This is a genomic window from Klenkia taihuensis (assembly GCF_900112525.1).
Classification (GTDB): Bacteria; Actinomycetota; Actinomycetes; order Mycobacteriales; family Geodermatophilaceae; genus Klenkia; species Klenkia taihuensis.
Genome location: NZ_FOMD01000001.1, coordinates 1,341,924 through 1,360,591 on the forward strand (window position 1 = coordinate 1,341,924; position 18,668 = coordinate 1,360,591).

18 protein-coding genes and 1 tRNA gene are annotated in these 18,668 nt (G+C 75.4%); 5 read left to right on the forward strand and 14 right to left on the reverse strand.

The window, feature by feature from the left end:
• Positions 1 to 61: 61 nt before the first annotated feature.
• Positions 62 to 466 carry a superoxide dismutase, Ni gene (gene sodN, locus BM158_RS06680; RefSeq protein WP_091555697.1) on the reverse strand — a complete coding sequence of 135 codons (405 nt, stop codon included), beginning with the start codon at positions 464 to 466 and terminating at the stop codon, positions 62 to 64.
• Between the two features lie 85 nt (positions 467 to 551).
• Here sodN and sodX point away from each other — a divergent pair, with 85 nt between their 5' ends.
• A complete protein-coding gene (gene sodX, locus BM158_RS06685; protein ID WP_229827602.1) occupies positions 552 to 884 on the forward strand; it encodes a nickel-type superoxide dismutase maturation protease in 333 nt (110 codons plus the stop codon).
• Positions 885 to 947: 63 nt separating this feature from the next.
• Positions 948 to 2,123, forward strand: a complete 1,176-nt coding sequence (locus BM158_RS06690; RefSeq protein WP_207506210.1) for an NAD(P)-dependent malic enzyme — start codon at positions 948 to 950, stop codon at positions 2,121 to 2,123.
• Positions 2,124 to 2,125: 2 nt separating this feature from the next.
• On the opposite strand, the gene BM158_RS06695 is transcribed toward BM158_RS06690, so the two are convergent.
• The 7 genes from BM158_RS06695 to BM158_RS06725 form a co-directional block, all read right to left on the reverse strand.
• Positions 2,126 to 2,830: a metal-dependent hydrolase gene (locus tag BM158_RS06695; protein ID WP_091555703.1), complete on the reverse strand. Its 705-nt coding sequence runs from the start codon at positions 2,828 to 2,830 to the stop codon at positions 2,126 to 2,128.
• A gap of 104 nt (positions 2,831 to 2,934) precedes the next feature.
• Entirely contained in the window at positions 2,935 to 4,110 is a 1,176-nt protein-coding gene (locus BM158_RS06700) for a multidrug effflux MFS transporter (protein ID WP_091555705.1), read from the reverse strand.
• A gap of 18 nt (positions 4,111 to 4,128) precedes the next feature.
• Positions 4,129 to 4,323: a DUF6104 family protein gene (locus BM158_RS06705; protein ID WP_091555707.1), complete on the reverse strand. Its 195-nt coding sequence runs from the start codon at positions 4,321 to 4,323 to the stop codon at positions 4,129 to 4,131.
• Between the two features lie 17 nt (positions 4,324 to 4,340).
• Positions 4,341 to 8,177: a multifunctional oxoglutarate decarboxylase/oxoglutarate dehydrogenase thiamine pyrophosphate-binding subunit/dihydrolipoyllysine-residue succinyltransferase subunit gene (locus BM158_RS06710; protein ID WP_229827601.1), complete on the reverse strand. Its 3,837-nt coding sequence runs from the start codon at positions 8,175 to 8,177 to the stop codon at positions 4,341 to 4,343.
• 118 nt (positions 8,178 to 8,295) lie between these two features.
• Positions 8,296 to 9,147 carry an ankyrin repeat domain-containing protein gene (locus BM158_RS06715; protein WP_091555711.1) on the reverse strand — a complete coding sequence of 284 codons (852 nt, stop codon included), beginning with the start codon at positions 9,145 to 9,147 and terminating at the stop codon, positions 8,296 to 8,298.
• A gap of 43 nt (positions 9,148 to 9,190) precedes the next feature.
• Positions 9,191 to 9,967: an ABC transporter permease gene (locus BM158_RS06720; protein WP_091555712.1), complete on the reverse strand. Its 777-nt coding sequence runs from the start codon at positions 9,965 to 9,967 to the stop codon at positions 9,191 to 9,193.
• Complete coding sequence (locus tag BM158_RS06725) at positions 9,964 to 10,875, reverse strand: ABC transporter ATP-binding protein (RefSeq protein ID WP_229827600.1); 912 nt, start codon at positions 10,873 to 10,875, stop codon at positions 9,964 to 9,966. The genes BM158_RS06720 and BM158_RS06725 overlap by 4 nt, the downstream gene beginning before the upstream one ends.
• A gap of 160 nt (positions 10,876 to 11,035) precedes the next feature.
• Between BM158_RS06725 and BM158_RS06730 the strand changes: the two genes are divergently transcribed.
• From BM158_RS06730 to BM158_RS06740, 3 genes are read left to right on the forward strand one after another with little or no spacing between them, the layout of a single operon-like run.
• On the forward strand, positions 11,036 to 11,494 hold the full coding sequence (locus tag BM158_RS06730) for a universal stress protein (protein ID WP_091065631.1): 459 nt from the start codon (positions 11,036 to 11,038) through the stop codon (positions 11,492 to 11,494).
• Positions 11,495 to 11,549: 55 nt separating this feature from the next.
• On the forward strand, positions 11,550 to 12,569 hold the full coding sequence (locus BM158_RS06735; protein ID WP_091555715.1) for an adenylate/guanylate cyclase domain-containing protein: 1,020 nt from the start codon (positions 11,550 to 11,552) through the stop codon (positions 12,567 to 12,569).
• Positions 12,566 to 14,197 (forward strand): ABC-F family ATP-binding cassette domain-containing protein, encoded by a 1,632-nt coding sequence (locus BM158_RS06740; RefSeq protein ID WP_091555717.1) that lies wholly within the window; start codon positions 12,566 to 12,568, stop codon positions 14,195 to 14,197. Before BM158_RS06735 ends, BM158_RS06740 begins: the two co-directional genes overlap by 4 nt.
• On the opposite strand, the gene BM158_RS06745 is transcribed toward BM158_RS06740, so the two are convergent.
• The 6 genes from BM158_RS06745 to BM158_RS06770 all read right to left on the reverse strand — a co-directional run bounded on the left by BM158_RS06745 (position 14,169) and on the right by BM158_RS06770 (position 18,624).
• A complete protein-coding gene (locus BM158_RS06745; protein ID WP_091555719.1) occupies positions 14,169 to 14,957 on the reverse strand; it encodes a lysophospholipid acyltransferase family protein in 789 nt (262 codons plus the stop codon). The genes BM158_RS06740 and BM158_RS06745 overlap by 29 nt on opposite strands.
• A 69-nt stretch (positions 14,958 to 15,026) precedes the next feature.
• Positions 15,027 to 16,229, reverse strand: a complete 1,203-nt coding sequence (locus BM158_RS06750) for an MFS transporter (protein ID WP_091555720.1) — start codon at positions 16,227 to 16,229, stop codon at positions 15,027 to 15,029.
• On the reverse strand, positions 16,226 to 16,744 hold the full coding sequence (locus BM158_RS06755) for an SRPBCC family protein (protein WP_091555722.1): 519 nt from the start codon (positions 16,742 to 16,744) through the stop codon (positions 16,226 to 16,228). The genes BM158_RS06750 and BM158_RS06755 overlap by 4 nt, the downstream gene beginning before the upstream one ends.
• Positions 16,745 to 16,816: 72 nt before the next feature.
• Positions 16,817 to 16,888, reverse strand: a tRNA-Arg gene (locus BM158_RS06760).
• A 38-nt stretch (positions 16,889 to 16,926) separates the two neighbouring features.
• Positions 16,927 to 17,616, reverse strand: a complete 690-nt coding sequence (locus tag BM158_RS06765) for a DUF305 domain-containing protein (protein WP_091555725.1) — start codon at positions 17,614 to 17,616, stop codon at positions 16,927 to 16,929.
• A gap of 69 nt (positions 17,617 to 17,685) precedes the next feature.
• A complete protein-coding gene (locus BM158_RS06770) occupies positions 17,686 to 18,624 on the reverse strand; it encodes a DUF3105 domain-containing protein (protein WP_229827599.1) in 939 nt (312 codons plus the stop codon).
• Positions 18,625 to 18,668: the final 44 nt, after the last annotated feature.

Here is an 18,668-nt window from a genome sequence, read left to right on the forward strand (position 1 = left end):
CCGGGCACGAGAACGCCGGGCCGCCCCGAAGGGGCGACCCGGCGTCGGGGGAGGTGCGCCGTCAGGAAGCGGCCTTGGTCTCCCAGAAGATCTTGTCGATCTCGGCGATGTAGTCGAGCAGCTTCTGGCCCTCGGCGGGGTCGACCGACTGCTTGGCGCCCGAGGCGCCGGCCTGCTTGGTGGCCTTGTTGAACAGCTCGTGCAGCTGCGGGTACTTCTCGAAGTGCGGGGGCTTGAAGTAGTCGGTCCACAGCACCCAGAGGTGGTGCTTGACCAGGTCGGCGCGCTGCTCCTTGATGATCAGCGCACGCGTCTTGAAGACCTCGTCGTCGCTGCCCTGGTACTTCTCCTGCAGGGCCTTCACCGACTCGGCCTCGATGCGGGCCTGGGCGGGGTCGTACACGCCGCAGGGGAGGTCGCAGTGCGCGGTGGCCTCCACGGCGGAGAACAGGCGGGTGAGCCGCATGGGTTGTCCTCGCAAAGATCGTGGGAGTGGGTCGTCTGCGACCCTACTCGCGGTGATCAGGGGCGACATGTCGAGACGAGGGCCGGTGGACGGGGTACCCGCACTGCCCTCGCGGTGGGCGCTGGCCCGGGTCACCGGGCCCTCGATGTCGCCCACCGTCCGGCACGGGGACCGGCTGCTGGTGGCCCGCGCCGACCGCGCCCGCCCCGGCGACGTGGTGCTCGCCCGCTTCCCGGCCCGGCCGGAGCTGCTGGTGGTCAAGCGCCTGGTCCGCGCGGTGGACGGCGGCTGGTGGGTCGAGGGCGACAACCCGCTGGTGGCCGACGACAGCCGGGCGTTCGGCCCGGCCGTCGTCGTCGGGCGGGTGCTGGCGCGGCTGGCTCCGCGGCCGGGCAGGTTGCCCAGATCACGTCCCTGAGCCGCGTCGCCGCGGCCCGGGCTGCCCTACGCTCCGGTGTCCATGGGCTCAACGGAGAGTGTCATGACCGGCTCGACGGACCGCTTCGCCGACGACCCCGCCTTCGCGGTGCACGAGGGCGGCAAGCTCTCGGTGCGCACCAAGGGCGCCATCACGTCGATCGCGGACCTCGCCCTCACCTACACCCCGGGTGTAGCCCGTGTCTCCAGCGCCATCGCCGCCGAGCCGGAGCTCGCCCGCCGCTTCACCTGGGCCCCGCGGGTGGTCGCGGTGGTCTCCGACGGCACCGCCGTCCTGGGCCTGGGGGACATCGGCCCGGCCGCCGCGCTGCCGGTGATGGAGGGCAAGGCCTGCCTGTTCCGGGAGTTCGCCGAGCTGGACTCGGTGCCGGTCGTGCTCTCCACCACCGACGTGGACGAGATCGTGGCCGCGGTGATGGCGATCGCGCCGTCCTTCGGCGGGATCAACCTCGAGGACATCAGCGCCCCGCGCTGCTTCGAGGTCGAGGCGCGCCTGAAGGAGGCGCTGCAGATCCCGGTCATGCACGACGACCAGCACGGGACGGCGATCGTCGTCCTCGCCGCGCTGCGCAACGCCGCGACGGTGACCGGCCGGTCGCTGGGTGACCTGCGCGTGGTCGTCTCCGGCGCCGGGGCGGCCGGGGTGGCCTGCACCAAGATCCTGCTCGAGGCCGGGATCGGCGAGATCGCGGTCGCGGACTCGAAGGGCCTGCTGCACGCCGGCCGCGAGGGGCTGACCGGCTCCAAGCAGTGGCTGGTCGAGCACACCAACCCGACCGGCCGCAGCGGGTCGATGGTCGACGCGCTGGCCGGGGCCGACGTCTACCTGGGCCTGTCGGGCGGGTCGGTGGCCGAGGAGGCGATCGCGGCCATGGCGCCGGGCTGCATCGTGTTCTCCCTGGCCAACCCCACCCCCGAGGTGGACCCGCAGATGGCGGCGAAGTACGCCGCGGTGGTCGCGACCGGGCGCAGCGACCTGCCCAACCAGATCAACAACGTGCTGGCCTTCCCCGGTGTCTTCCGCGGGGCGATCGACGCCGGCGCGACCGCGATCACCGAGGGCATGAAGCTGGCCGCGGCCACCGCCATCGCCGGCGTGGTCGGCGACCAGGTGCGCCCCGACTACGTCGTGCCCTCGCCGCTGGACCGGCGCGTGGCCGAGGCCGTGGCCGCCGCGGTGGCCGACGCCGCGCGCGCCGAGGGGGTCGTGCGCGGCTGAGCTCAGCCGGCGGCGGTGAGCCCCTCGAGGACCGCCGCCGCCGGCAGGTTCAGCCACAGCAGCACGAGCGTGGCCACGACGAAGGCCGGGACCAGCAGCACCTTCTCGGTGAAGCCCCCGGTCTGCATCGGCGAGAACGCCACGGTGGCCCGCGGCCGGGCCAGCCAGACCAGCGGTACCGGCACCCCGCCGCAGGTCAGGAAGTCACCGGCCACGTGCACCAGCACGCCCAGGCCCACCGCCCACGGCAGCCAGGTGGGGCCGGGGCTGTGCGCGAGCAGCAGCCAGGCGCCGCCCCACGACAGCACCAGGTTGCCCACGACCGTCTCCTCGAAGCGGCCGGGGACGACGACGTGCAGCGCGCGCAGCGCCAGCCCGATGGCCAGCGCGAGCAGCAGCAGGGACGCCCAGAACGCCTGCGCGGCGGCCAGCGCCAGGCCACCGAAGGCCAGCGGGGCCAGGACGGCGTCGTGCGTGCCGTGCCGGTGCCCGCCGGTCAGCTTCCCGACGATCCCCGAGGGCACCTCGGTCAGCGGCCCCCACATCCGGGAGATGGTCGAGCCCCGCTGGTCCAGGTCGGGCAGCATCGCCATGCCGCCCACCGCAGCGACCCAGCCCAGCTGCGCGACGGTCCCGGAGAGGGGGGCGACAGGGAGGGTGGCCGCGCCGACGGCGAGACCCGACAGGGCGTGGGAGTGACCGAGCACCTACCCATGGTCAGCACAGCACCCGGTGATCACCGTCATCCGCAGGTGGGACACGCCGACCGGGCAGCCGGGCGGCCGAGCGGGCGGAGTGGGCCAGGCCGGGATCAGGCCGGCGGGGCCACCTCCGGTCCCGGGAGCACGGGCACCCGCAGGGCCGCGACCAGGCCGAGGACGGCGAACCCCGCCACCACCACCGCCATGGGGGCCAGCGCCGCGGGCGCACCCAGCCCGGCCAGCGGCGCGCCCACCCCGGCCACCGCGAACTGGCCCGCACCGACCAGCGCGGACGCCGTCCCCGCGGTGCGGGCGGCACCGGCCATCGCCAGCGCGGTGGCGTTGGGCAGCACCCACCCGGTGGCCGACACCACCAGCGCCAGCAGCGGCAGCACGACCGGCAGGCCCGCCCCCGCGACCGCGGCGACCACCAGCCCGGCCCCACCGGCCAGCTGGAGGGCCAGGCCGGCGCGCAGCAACGCCCGCGGTCCGGTCCGGGCCACCACCGCGCGGGACACCTGCCCGGCCAGCACGATGCCCACCCCGTTGCCGGCGAAGACCAGGCTGAACTGCACCGGGGTGAGCCCGTAGCCGCTCTGCAGCACGAACGACGACGTCGAGATGTAGGTGAACAGCGCGCCGAAGCCCAGCCCCTGGGCGAGCACCGCGTTCCGGAACCCCTGCTGGCCCAGCAGCTCGCGGGCGGCGGCCGCGCTCGCCCGGGCGCCGCCGTGCACCCGCCGGTCGGCCGGCAGCGTCTCGGGCAGCCGCCGGGCCGCGGCCAGCAGCAGCACCAGCCCGATGACGGCCAGCACGCCGAACACCCCGCGCCAGTCGGTGACCCGGAGCAGCTGGCCGCCCAGCACCGGGGCCAGCACCGGCGCGGCGCCGCCGATCGAGGCCAGCAGCGCGAACGCGCGGGCCGCCTCGACGCCCTCCGTGGTGTCCCGCACGACCGCGCGGGCCAGCACGATGCCGGCGGCCCCGGCCAGGCCCTGCAGCAGCCGGATGCCGACCAGCACCCACACCGACGGCGACAGCGCGCACAGCACCGACGCCAGCGTGTACGCCCCGACCCCCACGAGCACCGGCACCCGCCGGCCGAAGCGGTCCGACAGCGGGCCGGCCACCAGCTGCCCGGCGGCCAGGCCGATCGCCACCGACGTCAGGGTCAGCTGCGCGGCCCCCTGGCCGTCGCCGAACTCCGCCTCCAGCGAGGGCAGCGCCGGCAGGTAGAGGTCCATCGACAGCGGACCGAACGCCGACAGCGCCCCGAGGAGCACCACCGGGCTGCGGCGGGGCGTTCAGTCCTCGTCGTCGTCGTCGTCGTCGCCCGTGCCGCCGCGGGCGAGCCAGGTGGCCAGCCGCTCGACGGGCACCTCGAAGTCGGGGAACTCGTCGACGAAGGCCTGCAGCTGGTCACCCAGCCAGGCGAGGGAGACCTCCTCCTCGCCCCGGCGGGTGACCAGCTCCTCGATGCCGCGGTCGGTGAAGTACACCGGTGCTGCTCCTCCGACTACCGCGCGAAGGCGCGGGCGACCAGGTCCTTCTGCTCGGCCTCGTGCACCTTCGCCGAGCCGACGGCCGGGCTGGCCGAGGCCTTGCGGCTGACCACGGTGAGCGTCTTCCCGGCCGGCAGGTCGGCGGGCAGGTTGACCGCCATGAACTGCCAGGCGCCCATGTTGGCCGGCTCCTCCTGCACCCAGACCACCTCGGCGGCGTTCGGGTAGCGCTCGAGGGCCTGCACCAGCTCGCCGGTGGGCAGCGGGTACAGCTGCTCGACCCGCAGGACGGCGACGTCGTCGGTGCCCTCGGCCTCGCGGGCGGCGAACAGGTCGTAGGCGACCTTGCCGCTGCACAGCAGCACCCGGCGCACCGCGGCGTCGTCCAGCGGCTCGCCGCCGACACCCGGGTCGCCCAGCACCGGCCGGAAGCGCTCGTCGGTGAAGTCCTCGACCGGGCTGACCGCGGCCTTGGCGCGCAGCAGCGACTTGGGCGTGAACACCACCAGCGGGCGGTGGGTCTCCGACAGCGCCTGGCGGCGCAGCAGGTGGAAGTAGTTCGCCGGGGTCGAGCAGTTGGCGACGGTCATGTTGTTCTCCGCGCACAGCTGCAGGAACCGCTCGGGCCGACCGCTGGAGTGGTCGGGGCCCTGGCCCTCCAGGCCGTGCGGCAGCAGCAGCACCACGCCCGAACGCTGGCCCCACTTGGCCTCGCCCGAGGAGATGAACTCGTCGATGATCAGCTGCGCGCCGTCGACGAAGTCGCCGAACTGCGCCTCCCACAGCACCAGGGCGTCGGGGCGGGCCACCGAGTACCCGTACTCGAAGCCGACGGCTGCGTACTCGCTGAGCAACGAGTCGTAGACGAAGAACCGGGCCTGGTCGTCGGAGAGGTTCGCGATCGGGGTGTACTCCGAGGCGTTCTCCCGGTCGATGAGCACCGAGTGCCGCTGCACGAACGTGCCGCGCCGGGAGTCCTGGCCGGCCAGCCGCACCGGGATGCCCTGCATGAGCAGGGACCCGAAGGCCAGCAGCTCGCCCATCGCCCAGTCGATGCCGCCCTCGCTGACCATGGCCGCGCGCCGCTCGAGCATCTTCTGCAGCTTGGGGTGGACGGTGAAGTCCTGCGGCAGGGACACGTGCGCGTCGCCGACGGCCTTGAGCACCTCGGTGGTGATGGCCGTGGTGGCCGACTCGGAGGGGCGCTGGTCGACCGGGCGGACCTGCTTGGAGGAGTCCTGCGCGTCGTGGGTCTCGGCGAAGGCCCGCTCCAGCTGGCCGCGGTAGTCCTTGAGCGCCTCCTCGGCCTCGGCCAGGGTGATGTCGCCCCGGCCGACGAGGGCCTCGGTGTAGAGCTTCCGGACCGAGCGCTTGCGGTCGATGATGTCGTACATCAGCGGCTGGGTCATCGAGGGGTCGTCGCCCTCGTTGTGGCCCCGGCGGCGGTAGCAGACCATGTCGATGACGACGTCCTTGCGGAACGCCTGGCGGTAGTCCACCGCGAGCCGGGCGACCCGGACGCAGGCCTCGGGGTCGTCGCCGTTGACGTGGAAGACCGGCGCACCGATCATCCGCGCCACGTCGGTGGAGTACAGGCTCGAGCGCGCCGCGGCCGGGCTGGTGGTGAAGCCGACCTGGTTGTTGACGACGACGTGCACGGTGCCGCCGGTGCGGTAGCCGCGCAGCTGCGACAGGTTCAGCGTCTCGGCCACCACGCCCTGGCCGGCGAACGCGCTGTCGCCGTGCAGCAGGACCGGCAGCACGGTGAAGCCCTGCTCGCCCTTGTCCAGGATGTCCTGCTTGGCCCGCACGATGCCCTCGAGGACGGGGTTGACCGCCTCGAGGTGGCTGGGGTTGGAGGTCAGCGACACGGTGATGCCGGCATCGCGCGAGGGGTGCTGGAAGTGCCCGGTGGCGCCGAGGTGGTACTTCACGTCGCCCGAGCCCTGCACGGTGCCCGGGTCGATGTTGCCCTCGAACTCGCCGAAGATCTTGGAGTAGGGCTTCTGCAGCACGTTGGCCAGCACGTTCAGCCGGCCGCGGTGCGGCATGCCGATGGCGACCTCGTCGAGCTCGTACTCGGTGGAGGCGACCAGCACCTCGTCCAGCAGCGGGATGACCGACTCGCCGCCCTCGAGCGAGAACCGCTTCTGGCCGACGTACTTGGTCTGCAGGAAGGTCTCGAAGGCCTCGGCGGCGTTCAGCCGGGCCAGCACGTGCTTCTGCTTGGCGCGGTCAGGGGCGTCGTGCTTGACCTCGATGCGCCGCTGGAGCCATTCGCGCTCCTCGGGGTCGGTGATGTGCATGTACTCGATGCCGACGGTGCGGCAGTAGGAGTTGCGCAGCACCCCGAGCACGTCGCGCAGCGGCATGACCTTCTCGCCGGCGAACCCGCCGACCGGGAACTGCCGGTCGAGGTCCCACAGGGTCAGGCCGTGCTGGGTGATGTCCAGGTCCGGGTGGGTGCGGACCTTGAACTCCAGCGGGTCGGTGTCGGCCATCAGGTGGCCGTTGCGCCGGTAGGCCTCGATGAGCTCGACGACCCGGGCGCCCTTGTCGATCTGGCCCTCGTGCCGGACGGTGACGTCGGGGACCCAGCGGACCGGCTCGTAGGGGATCCGCAGCGAGGCGAACACGCCGTCGTAGAAGCCGTCCTCGCCCAGCAGCAGCCCGTGCAGCCGGCGGAGGAAGTCCCCGGACTGCGCGCCCTGGATGATCCGGTGGTCGTAGGTCGAGGTCAGCGTGATGGTCTTGGCGACCGCCAGGTCGGTGAGCGTCTCGGGGCTCATCCCCTGGAACTCGGCCGGGTAGTCCATGGCGCCGACGCCGACGATGGTGCCCTGGCCCTGGGTCAGGCGGGGCACCGAGTGGTTGGTGCCGACGGTGCCCGGGTTGGTCAGGCTGATCGTGGTGCCGGTGAAGTCGTCCATCGTCAGCTTGCCGCCGCGGGCCCGCCGGATGACGTCCTCGTAGGCGCCCCAGAAGCCGGCGAAGTCCATGCCCTCGGCGCCCTTGATGTTCGCCACGACCAGCGAGCGGGTGCCGTCGGGCTTGGGCAGGTCGATGGCCAGGCCGAAGTTGACGTGCTCGGGCTGCACCAGGGTCGGCTTGCCGTCGGCCTCGGCGAACGCAGCGTTCATCTCGGGGAAGTCGTCCAGCGCCCGCACCAGCGCGTAGCCGATGAGGTGGGTGAAGGACACCTTGCCGCCGCGGGAGCGGGCCAGGTGGTTGTTGATGACGATGCGGTTGTCGACCAGCATCTTGGCCGGGACGGCGCGCACGCTGGTGGCCGTCGGCACGGTCAGCGAGGCGTTCATGTTCTTCACGACGCTGGCCGCAGCGCCGCGCAGCACGCTGGTGCGCGGGCCCTGCGCGCCGTCCTTCGTCGCAGCCCTTGCCGCGGGCTTGGCGGCCGGCTTGGGCTCGGCGGGCTTGGTGGCGGGGCGCTGGTCGGCGGCCTTGTCGGCGGCCTGGGCCACGACCGGGGCGGTCGCCTTCGGCTCGGGGGCCGGGGTGGCCGGCCGGGCCGGCGCGGCGGCGGGGGAGGCGTCGGTGGTGGCGGGCCGGGTCGCGGACGCCTCGGCCTCGGCGGGGGCCGGCTTCTGCGCGGGCCCGGCGGGCTTCGCGGGAGCGGGGGGCTTCGCGGGCGCGGGGGCCTCGGCGGGCTGCGCGGCCTCGGCGGGCGCGGCGGCGTCGCCGCCCGGCTTGTAGTCGTCGAAGAAGTCGTGCCAGGCCTGGTCCACGCTCGCGGGGTCGGCGAGGTACTGCTGGTACATCTCCTCGACGAGCCACTCGTTGGCGCCGAACCCTCCGGCTGCGGCGGCGGTGGGGGCTGGCTGGGGTGCGTTCACGCTTGACACGGGGTCGAGTGCCTTCTTCGTCGGTGGACGTCGTTGGACCGGTTGCCGACTGTACCGGCCCGGATGGGGCGCGGCCGTCGTCGAGGTGGTGCGTGTGACGTGGTGCGGGTCACCGGGTGACGGCGGCGTCCTCGAGCAGGTCGACGAGGTCGTCCTGCGCGCGCGACACCGTGTCGTCGCCGGCCCGGTCGCGGGCGGCGGCCACGCGCGCGATGTCGACCGCGCTCGCGCCGTCGGAGGTGGTCGACTCCACGTCGGCGCCGGCGGCCAGCAGGGCGCGCACCACGGCGAGCCGGGCCGGGCCGGCGGGTGCGTCGACGGCGGCGTGCAGCGCGGTGCGCCCGCTCTCCGGGTCGCGGGCGCCCACCGGGGCGCCGGCGGCCAGGAGGAGGTCCACCACCTCGGGGTGGGGGGCGGCGGCGGCCATCCGCAGGGCGCCGGGGTCGGGCTCGGCACCCCGGTCCAGCAGCAGCCGGACGGCGTCGACCGACCCGCCGAGCGCCGCCCAGCCCAGCAGCGAGACGTCGGCGTCGTCGCGGACCGAGGACTCCCCGGCGTCCAGCCGTGCCGCCAGCCGGGCGCTGTCGCCCAGGTAGGCCGCGGCGGCGCCGTCGAGCTCGGCGCCGCGCTCCAGCAGCGGGTTGACCAGGCCGGGGGCGAACTCCAGCGCCACGTGCAGCGGGGTGCGGCCGTGGTCGGTGGTGGCCTCCAGCTGCGCCCCGGCGCCGAGCAGGGCGTCGACCAGGCCGAGGTCACCGGTGGCGACGGCCAGGTGCAGCGGCGTCCAGTCGTCTCCGGACCGCTCGACGGTGGTGGTCAGCAGCCGGGGCTGCGCCTGCACGGCGGCCACGACGGCCTCGGTGTCGCGGGCGGCGACCAGGCCGGCCAGGCGCTGCGCGGTCATCCGCAGGGCGCGCAGCTCGCCGGTGCTCGGGCCGCTGGAGGGGGTCTGCTCGGGCATCGCGGGGACCTCGTCGCTTCTCGGTGGCGGTGTCTCGGGCGGGTCAGACCACGTCCCGGCGCACGGCCAGGACGGCCCCCAGCACGGCGGCCACCAGACCGTAGCCGAGCAGGAGGAGGCCGCCCTCCCAGGTCCCCAGGAGGTCGGTCCCGCGGCCGTCGCCGGTCAGCGCGGCCAGCGCCCCGCCGGGCAGCCAGCGGTAGGCGTCCGCGGTCGCCGGGACGCTGGCGATGATCCCCTCGACGACGAACAGGTAGACCAGCGAGCCGACGACGGCGCCGACCTGGTTGCGCACCAGCGCGCCGGCGCCCACCCCGATGACGGTGTAGACGACCACCGCCAGGCCCGAGCGCAGCAGCGTGCCCACGGTGTCGCCGGTCCAGTCCGGGGCCCCGCCGCGGGCGCCGCCGTAGACGGTCGCGACCAGCACGGTGGCGGCCACCGCGGCAACGGCGAGGACCAGCCCGACCACCGCGTAGGCGAGGAGCTTGGCCACCACCACCCGGCCGCGGCGCGGGGTGACCAGGAAGGTCGGCGTGGCCGTGCGGTGCCGGTACTCCTGGGTGGTCCCGATGACCCCGAGGACGACGGCGATGACGACCACCTGCGCGGGGACGCCGGCCACCAGGGAGCCGTAGGCCTCGGTGCCCACGGGCGGGATGCCCTGACCCTCGGGCCCGCCCTGCTCGCCGGCGAAGGCGGTGAACAGTGCGGTGAACCCGGCGGCCATCAGCGCACCGACCGCGACCAGCCAGTAGCCGACCTTGGTGGTGAGCAGCTTCGTCCACTCGGCGCGCACCAGGTCCACGACGCCGCTCACGAGGCGGCCCCGCCGGCCGCGGCGTACTGCTCGGCACCGCTGGTGAGCCGGAAGTACACCTCCTCGAGCCCGGAGGTGCGGGCCCGCAGCTCGTGCAGCTCGACCCCGGCGGCGAAGGCGGCTGCGCCGACCTGCTCGGTGGTCAGGCCGGTGACGGTCAGCGCACCGGGCCCGGTGGACTCCACCGCGGCGCCGGCGCCGGTGAGCGCGGTGGTCAGCTGCGCGGTGGCCGGGGTGCGCACCAGCACCGTGCCCACGGACTCGGCCCGGAGCTCGGCCAGGCTGCCCTCGCGGACCAGCTTGCCCGCGCCGACGATCACCACCCGGTCGGCGGTCTGCTCGACCTCGGCCAGCAGGTGGGAGGAGACCAGCACGGTGCGGCCCTCGTCGTGGGCCAGGTGGCGGAGGAACCCGCGCAGCCACTGGATGCCCTCGGGGTCCAGGCCGTTGGCCGGCTCGTCGAGCACCAGCACCCGCGGGTCGCCGAGCAGGGCGGTCGCCAGGCCGAGCCGCTGCCGCATGCCGAGGGAGTAGCCCCCGGCCTTCCGCCTGCCGGCCGGGGTCAGCCCGACCTGGGCGAGGACGTCGTCGGCCCGGCGGGCGGGCAGCCCGGCGGCGCGGCAGTACACCCGCAGGTGGTCCCGCCCGCTGCGGCCGGGGTGGAAGGCGGTCTCCAGCACCGCGCCGACCCGGGTGGCCGGCCGGGGGAGGGCGGCGTAGGGCGTGCCCCCGATCGTCGTCGTCCCCCGGTCGGGCGTGATGAGGCCCAGGGCCATGCGCAGGGTGGTGGTCTTGCCCGCCCCGTTGGGGCCCAGGAACCCGGTCACCTGGCCGGGTTCGACGGTGAAGCTCAACGAGTCCACCGCGGTCACGGAGCCGAAGGTCTTGGTGAGGTCCCGGACCTCCACCCGACCCTCGTCGACGGCCGTGCTGCTGCTGATGACGCCTCCCTCGGTGGTCCTCCGGGTCCGCGTCCATCCAACCGCACCGACCGGTACCGGCCGGTTCCTGTTACCTCTCGACACAGCTGGCGCGCGGACCGCCGGTGCGTCCGCTAGGTTCCGCCCCGTGACTGCCTACCGCACCGTCGTCGTCGGCACCGACGGCTCGGAGTCCTCGCTGCGCGCGGTGGCCCGGGCCGGCGCACTCGCGGGTGCCTGCGGGGCCACCCTGGTCATCGCCTGCGCCTACCTGCCCACCGAGCCCGACGACCGGGAGATCCGCGGCGCCACCGAGGTGCTCAAGGACGAGGCCTACCAGGTCATGGGCTCCTCGCCGGCGGAGGAGACGGTGCGCACCGCGCACGAGCGCGCCACCGCCTCCGGTGCCGGCCAGGTGCGCACCGTCGCCGTCGTCGGGTCGCCGGTGGAGGCGCTGCTGGACGTCGTCCGCCGCGAGTCCGCCGACCTGCTGGTCGTCGGCAACCGCGGGCTGAACGGGATCAAGGGCCGGCTGCTGGGCTCGGTGCCCGCCGACGCCACCCGCCGCTCCGCGGTCGACGTCCTCGTCGTGCACACCACGGACTGACCGGGGCGCCGCGCTGAGCGAACCCCCCGACGCCGTCCCCGACGCCCGGGAGGCGATGGACCGGCTGTTGCTGGGCGGGCCGCGGCGCTGGACCCGGCTGGAGGTCGCCCGCCGCTCCGGGGTGGACCCCGAGCGCACCCAGCGGCTGTGGCGGGCGCTGGGCTTCGCCGACGTCGGCGACGACGACGCGGTCTTCACCGACGCCGACGTCGAGGCGCTGACCACCCTGGGCCGGCTCATCGACTCCGGGTTCGTGGACCTGGCGACCGAGGCCTCGATCGCCCGGGCCATGGGCCAGTCGCTGTCCCGGCTGGCCGACTGGCAGACCGACATGCTGGCCGCGCTGCTGCGCGAGCACCCCGACGACCCGGTGGACGCCGTCGCCGCGGCGGAGACCCTGCTGCCGCTGATGCGCGAGGTGCAGGACTACGTCTGGCGCCGGCACCTGGCCGCCAACGCCGAGCGGCTGCTGGCCGCCGGGCCCGACGACCGGGCCGACCGCCGCGAGCTCGCCGTCGGGTTCGTCGACCTGGTCGGCTACACCTCCCGCAGCCGCGGCATGGGCGGCCGCGAGCTCGGGGCGATGGTCGAGGACTTCGAGGGCCTGGCCGCCGACCTGGTCGCCCGGCACCACGGCCGGGTGGTGAAGACCGTCGGCGACGGGGTGCTGTTCACCTGCGCCTCGCCGGTCGACGCGGTGGAGATCGGCCTGCTGCTGCCCGAGGAGTGGGCCGCCGAGGACCGCCCCCCGCTGCGCACCGGTGCCGCGTTCGGGATGGTGCTGACCCGGCTGGGCGACGTCTACTCCCCGGTGGTCAACCTGGCCAGCCGGCTCACGTCGCTGGCCCGGCCGGGCACGCTGCTGGTGGACCAGGAGCTGGCCCGGCTGCTGCGCGGCCGGCGCGCCTACCGGGTGCGGCCGCTGCGCCGGGTGTCGGTGCGCGGCTACGACCACCTGCAGCCCTGGCTGGTGCGCCGTCGTCCCGGCGTCCCCGTCCCGGGGGAGGACACCGGCCCCTTCGAGGACTTCCTCGACGAGCTCACCGACGACGTCCTGGACACTCCTCCCACGTGAGCGCAACCCTCGTCGCCCGGGGCCTGGCCGCCGGGCACGGCAGCACCGTCCTGTTCGCCGACCTCGACCTGGTGGTCGCCCCCGGGGACGTCGTCGGCCTGGTCGGGGTCAACGGCGCGGGCAAGTCGACGCTGCTGCGCACCCTGGCCGGCCTGCTGCCCGCCGAGCAGGGCGGCATCAGCCTGTCCCCGCCCACCGCCACGGTCGGCTACCTGCCCCAGGAGCACGAGCGCCGCGACGGCGAGAGCGTGCTCGGCGCGCTGGCCCGCCGCACCGGCGTGGCCGAGGCGCAGCGGGCGATGGACGACGCGCTGGCCGCGCTCACCGCGGGCGAGCCCGACGACGGGTACGCCGACGCCCTGGAGCGCTGGCTCGCGCTGGGCGGCGCCGACCTGGACGAGCGGGTCGAGGAGGTCCTGGCGTCCGTGGCGCCGGGGGTCGCCCCGGACGCACCGATGACCGGGCTCTCCGGCGGGCAGGCCGCGCGGGTGGGGCTGGCCGCGCTGCTGCTGTCCCGCTACGACGTGCTGCTGCTCGACGAGCCCACCAACGACCTGGACCTGGCCGGCCTGGACCAGCTGGAGTCCTTCGTGCAGGGCCTGCGCACGGGCGTGGTGGTGGTCAGCCACGACCGCGAGTTCCTGGCCCGCACGGTGACCCGGGTGGTGGAGCTGGACCTGGCCCAGCAGCTGGTCCGGGTGCACGACGGCGGCTACGAGGCCTACCTGGCCGAGCGGGAGGTCGACCGCCGGCACGCCCGCGAGGACTACGAGGAGTACGCCGGCACCAGGGCCTCGCTCGAGGCGCGGGCCCGGATGCAGAAGAACTGGATGGCCAAGGGCGTCCGGGACTCGATCAAGAAGAGCAAGGACGGCGACAAGCACATCCGGGCCGCGCAGCGGGCGTCCTCGGAGAAGCAGGCGGCCAAGGCGAAGCAGACCCAGCGGATGATCGAGCGGCTGGAGGTGGTGGAGGAGCCGCGCAAGGAGTGGGAGCTGCGCATGGAGATCGCCGCCGCCCCCCGGGCCGGCGCCGTGGTCGCCACGCTGCGCGGCGCCGTCGTCGAGCGCGCGGACTTCGTGCTCGGCCCGGTGGACCTGCAGGTCGACTGGGGTGACCGGGTGGCGATCACCGGCGCCAACGGTGCCGGCAAGTCCACCCTGCTCGCCGCGCTGCTGGGCCGGGTCGAGCTGACCGCCGGGTCGGCGTCGCTGGGGTCGGGCGTGGCACTGGGCGAGGTGGACCAGGCCCGCCGCAGCTTCGTCGGGGACGCCACGCTGGCCGCGGCGTTCGGCGCCGAGGTGCCCGACCTGCCCGACGCCGAGGTGCGCACGCTGCTGGCCAAGTTCGGGCTGCGCGCCGACCACGTGCTGCGCCCGGCGGGGTCGTTGAGCCCGGGGGAGCGCACCCGGGCGGCGCTGGCCCTGCTGCAGGCGCGCGGGGTCAACGTGCTGGTGCTCGACGAGCCGACCAACCACCTGGACCTGCCGGCCATCGAGCAGCTCGAGCAGGCACTGGCCGGGTTCGCGGGCACGCTGCTGCTGGTCACCCACGACCGGCGGATGCTGGACACCGTGGCGGTCACCCGCCGGCTGGTGGTCAGCTCGGGGCAGGTGTCCGAGGGCTGACCGGTGCGGCCACGTGCGTCCGCGGCCGGCGGGGGTGGCTGACCGGCCGGGGCGGGTCGGCCTCCAGCAGACCGGCGACGGCGTACTCGGCGAGCGCGGCGACCTCGGCCGCGGTGCTGCCGCGGGGGTCGACGGCCGGCAGCGCGTGCACCTCGAGGACCAGGTCGACCGCGCCCAGCACCCGGGCCGCGCTGGACCACCAGGACTCCCCGGGCAGCTGCGCGGTGGCCGTCGTCGGCCGGCCGGCGAGCCGGGCCCGGACGGCGACCGGGCAGACCGCCGCGCCGGCGTCCACGGCGGGCTGCAGCGCCGCGGGCGCGAACCGGCCGAGCTCGGTGCCGCAGCTGGCGGCCGGCTCCGGGCGCACCAGCACGCTGCGCCCGGCGGCCAGCGCGGCACCGACCTGGTCGGCCGGCACGCTGGGCAGGCCCGGCCACGACGTGCTGCCGGCCTCGGGCACGGCGGCGACCGCGGTGCGCAGTGCCAGGTCGTCCACCCAGGACACCCGGTTGGCGACGACCAGCTTGGGGCCGGCCGGCCACGCGGTGGCGGGGGGCAGCACGGCGACCCGGACGCCGGCCGCGGTGAGCAACCGGGCCGCGGTGCACACCGCGTGCCGGCGCCCGTCCCCGGCCGGGGGGCGCGCGGTGGCGCGGGCCAGGGCCACCGCCAGCGCCGCGGCGCGGCGTCGGCGCAGGCCGGCCGGCGCGGTGGGGACCACGCCGGCGAGGCAGTCGGTCGCGCAGGGGCCGGTGCTCATGCGCCCACGGTCGGGCCCGCAGGTGTCGCCCAGGTGTCGCGACGCCCACCGGGGCACGTCCGGTGGCGGTCAACCTGTGCGGCGGTCCAGCGACGTCCAGGCCAGCGTCGCGGCCGCGAGGCCGGCGAGCACGAGCAGCAGCACGGGGTAGGGCGCCACCGCGGTGAGCGCGGCGAGCACCAATGGTGCGGCGAACCCCAGGTAGGTCAGCGCGTAGAAGACGCCGGTCAGCCCGGCGAGCTCGTGCGGGGCCGCCACCCGCTGGGTCTCCAGCAGCCCGGCCACCAGGCAGCAACCGTAGCCGGTGCCCAGCAGCAGGGCGGTGGGCAGCAGCAGCCATGGCGCGGGGGAGGCGGCGTACCCGGCGGCCACGAGCAGGCCGGCCAGCACCGCCGCGCAGCCCAGCCTGGCGGCCGGGCGGGTGTCCTGCGCGGCCAGCCGCCGGGCCAGCGGCTGCACCGCGACGCCGGTGCCCAGCGTCAGCCCGGCGACGACGGCGTTCACCGCGACCGCGTAGTCCGCCGCCGCCCCGCCGCGGGCCACGAGCAGGCCGGGCAGCACGGCCAGCGACACGGTCGCGGCGGTGAACACCCACGGCGCGACCGGGACGACCAGCCGGCGGAAGCGGGTCCGGGCCACCGACCGCACCCGCAGCGCCTGCCGCAGCGGGACGGCGGCCTCGGCGCGCGGCACGGTCTCCGGCGCGCGCCACAGCGGCACCAGGACGGCGAGGGCCAGCACCAGGTGCGGCAGGTAGGCGACGGTGAGCGCGTGCGGGGCCCACTGCGCGACCAGCCCGGCGACCAGCGGGCCGAGACCGAACCCGGCCGACAGCGCGGTGGCGGCCCGGCGGGCCCCGGTGCCGGGCACCGTGGTGGGGTCCCACGCGGTGCCCGACAGCTCCCGCACCCAGGCGCTGCCGGCGGCGAAGGCGGCGCCGCTGGCCACCCCGGCGAGCAGCCGGCCGGCGTAGAGGGCCCACAGGTGGTCCAGCAGCAGCACCCCGGTCGCCGCGACCGACACCACCGCGGCGGCGCGCAGCACGGGGGAGCGGCCGCGGGCGTCGGAGACCGGGCCGAGCAGCAGCAGCGCGGGGATCAGGCCCAGCGCGTAGACCCCGACGAGGGCGGCGACGTCGACCGCGGACAGGCCCTCGTCGCGGCGGTAGGCGACCAGCAGGCTGACGAACTGGTTGGCGCCCCAGCCGATCGCGAACATGGTCAGCGCGACCGGGATCCACGCCCGGGGGCGCGGGGTCGTCGGGGCGCTCACGCCCGCAGGACGGTCTGCAGCCGGTGCAGGCTCTCGGCCAGGTTGCGGCGCTGGAAGTCCGCGAACGGCCCTCGGGTGGCCACCGCGTCGAAGACCCGGGCGACGGCGTCGGGCATCGTGCGCTCGTCGGTCCAGGTCTGGGTGACCCGCGTGCCCGAGCCCCCGCCGGGCAGGTCGACGGCCTCGAGGCGGTGCTCCCAGGAGGCGATCCGGGCGCGGACCCGCCGCCGGGCTCCGCCGATGGCGCGCACCCGGAAGGCGAAGCGTTCGCCGGGGTCGGCCGCGGTGACCATGCACTCGGTGACCCAGCGGAACCCGCGTCGCTCGTTGAGGCCGGTGAAGACCGCGCCCACCGGCAGGGACCCGGCCCGGTCGGCACGGGCGCCGCGGTTCTCCGGGCTCCACTCCGGCGTCCGGGTGGGGTCGCTGACCAGCGCGTAGACCGCCGACGGCGACGCGGCGACCACCACCGAGTCGGTGACGGTGCGCTGCCGCGCGGTGCGCTGTCGTGCCATGGAGGACCCCCGTCGCCCGGTGCTGGACGCACGACGGGCCGGATCCGCGGAGGATCCGGCCCGGTCGGTGCGTGCCCCCGGCAGGATTCGAACCTGCGCCCCTGCCTCCGGAGGGCAGTGCTCTATCCCCTGAGCTACGGGGGCTCGTGTGGTGGGGAAGCGAGCAGAACGCTAGCAGTCGCTCACGGCGCCGGGAGCGGGGACCCCCCGCGGGCGGCGAGCATGCTCGCCATGGTCGTGGTCTCCGCGCTCTGGGTGGCCACGATGGACCGTGCCAGGCCCCGGACGACGGCCTCGGAGGCGTGCTCCTCGCCGTACTGCGCCATCTCCAGGCCGCCCTGGTGGTGCCGGATCATCAGCTGCAGGAACAGCACGTCGAAGTCGTTCCCCGACGCCGAGCGCAGCGCGGTGAGCTCGTCGTCGGTGGCCATCCCGGGCATCAGCCCGCCCGAGGAGTGGTCGTGCATCGACGAGCCCATCCACGACATGTCGTTCGCGCCGGTGATGGGCAGGCCCCACAGGGTCAGCCAGCCCTGCATCCGGCCGACCTGGTTGAGCTGGGTCTGGGAGATGTCGAAGGCCAGCGACAGCACCTCGGGGTCGGTGCTGCGCCCCTGTGCGAGGACGGCCATCTCGACGGCCTGCAGGTGGTGGTGGGACATGTCCAGGGAGAACCCGGCGTCCACCGAGTCCGCCGTGGGGGTGTCGGTGCGCCCGACGCCGAGCGCGACGGCCAGCCCGCCGCCGATGACGAGCAGCCCGGCCGCGATGACCGCCACCAGCCCGGCGGCCAGCCAGCGGCGCGACCGCGGTGCGGCGGGCGCGTCGCCGGCCGGGTCGCCGGTGGTCCGCGGGGTCAGGGTGGTGGACATCTCGATCACCTCGGTCGGGCCGGGCGCGGGGCCCGGCCCGGGTCAGGGGCCGTCGTCAGCGGGCGGTCGTCAGGGGGCGGTCGTGGCGGTGGGCTCGGTGCTCGACCCGGTCGCGGGCGCGGCCGAGTCGGTGGTGGGGGCGTCGCTGCTGCCGATCGGCTCGCTGCTGGCCTCGGCCGGCAGCGGGTTGGCGGCGAACTCCGGGTTCTGGCAGCTGGCGCCGACCTCGGGGTACAGCGAGGTGCCGTCCTCGTCGGTGCCGTAGGTGAAGAAGTCGACGTACTGCTGGATCCGCGGGTCGTCGACGGAGTCCACGCCCAGCCGGTGGTTCCAGGACTCCAGGCTGATCGGGGTGCCCAGGTCCGAGGCGGTGGCCAGGCCGGCGTAGGGGGAGAGCATCAGGCCGGAGTTGCCCTGCACGATCCCGGCCAGGGTGTCGACGTCGTCCTGGCTGAGCACGTCGGGGTCGTAGGTGATCCACACGGCGCCGTGCTCGAGGGAGTGCACGGCGTTCTCGTGCCGGATGTCGATGTCGTAGACGGTGCCGGTGCAGTCGGCCCAGTACGGGTCGTGCGGGCCGCCCACGGGCGGGTTCTCCTCGTAGGAGACGTTCTCGGTCACGTGCTGCTGGCCGGCGGCGTAGTCGAAGGCCTGCACGCCCTGGATCTGGTCGGCGGCGGTGATCCGGTCGGCGTTGCTCTTGTTCACCGCGTACACCGCGTAGCCGATGACGGCGCCGGCGAAGACGACGACGGCGACGGCCGCGGCGATCAGGCCCCACGGCTTGGGCTTGGCGACGGCGGCCTGCTGCGGCCGGGTGCGGCCACCCTTGCCGCCGGGGCGGGAGCCCGCGCCCTTGCCGGAGGCGCCGGCGCCCTTGCCCAGGCCCTTGCCGGCGGGGGTGGCCTGGCGGCCACCGGCGCCCTTGCCGGGCGTGCGTCGCGCCGGGGCGTCCTTCTTCGCGGCAGCGGCTGCGTCGTCGGCGTCGGGCGTGCGGTCCTCGGGCAAGGCCTCTCCAGGTGGGTCGTGGGTCCGGCGCGGTCGCGGCCGGC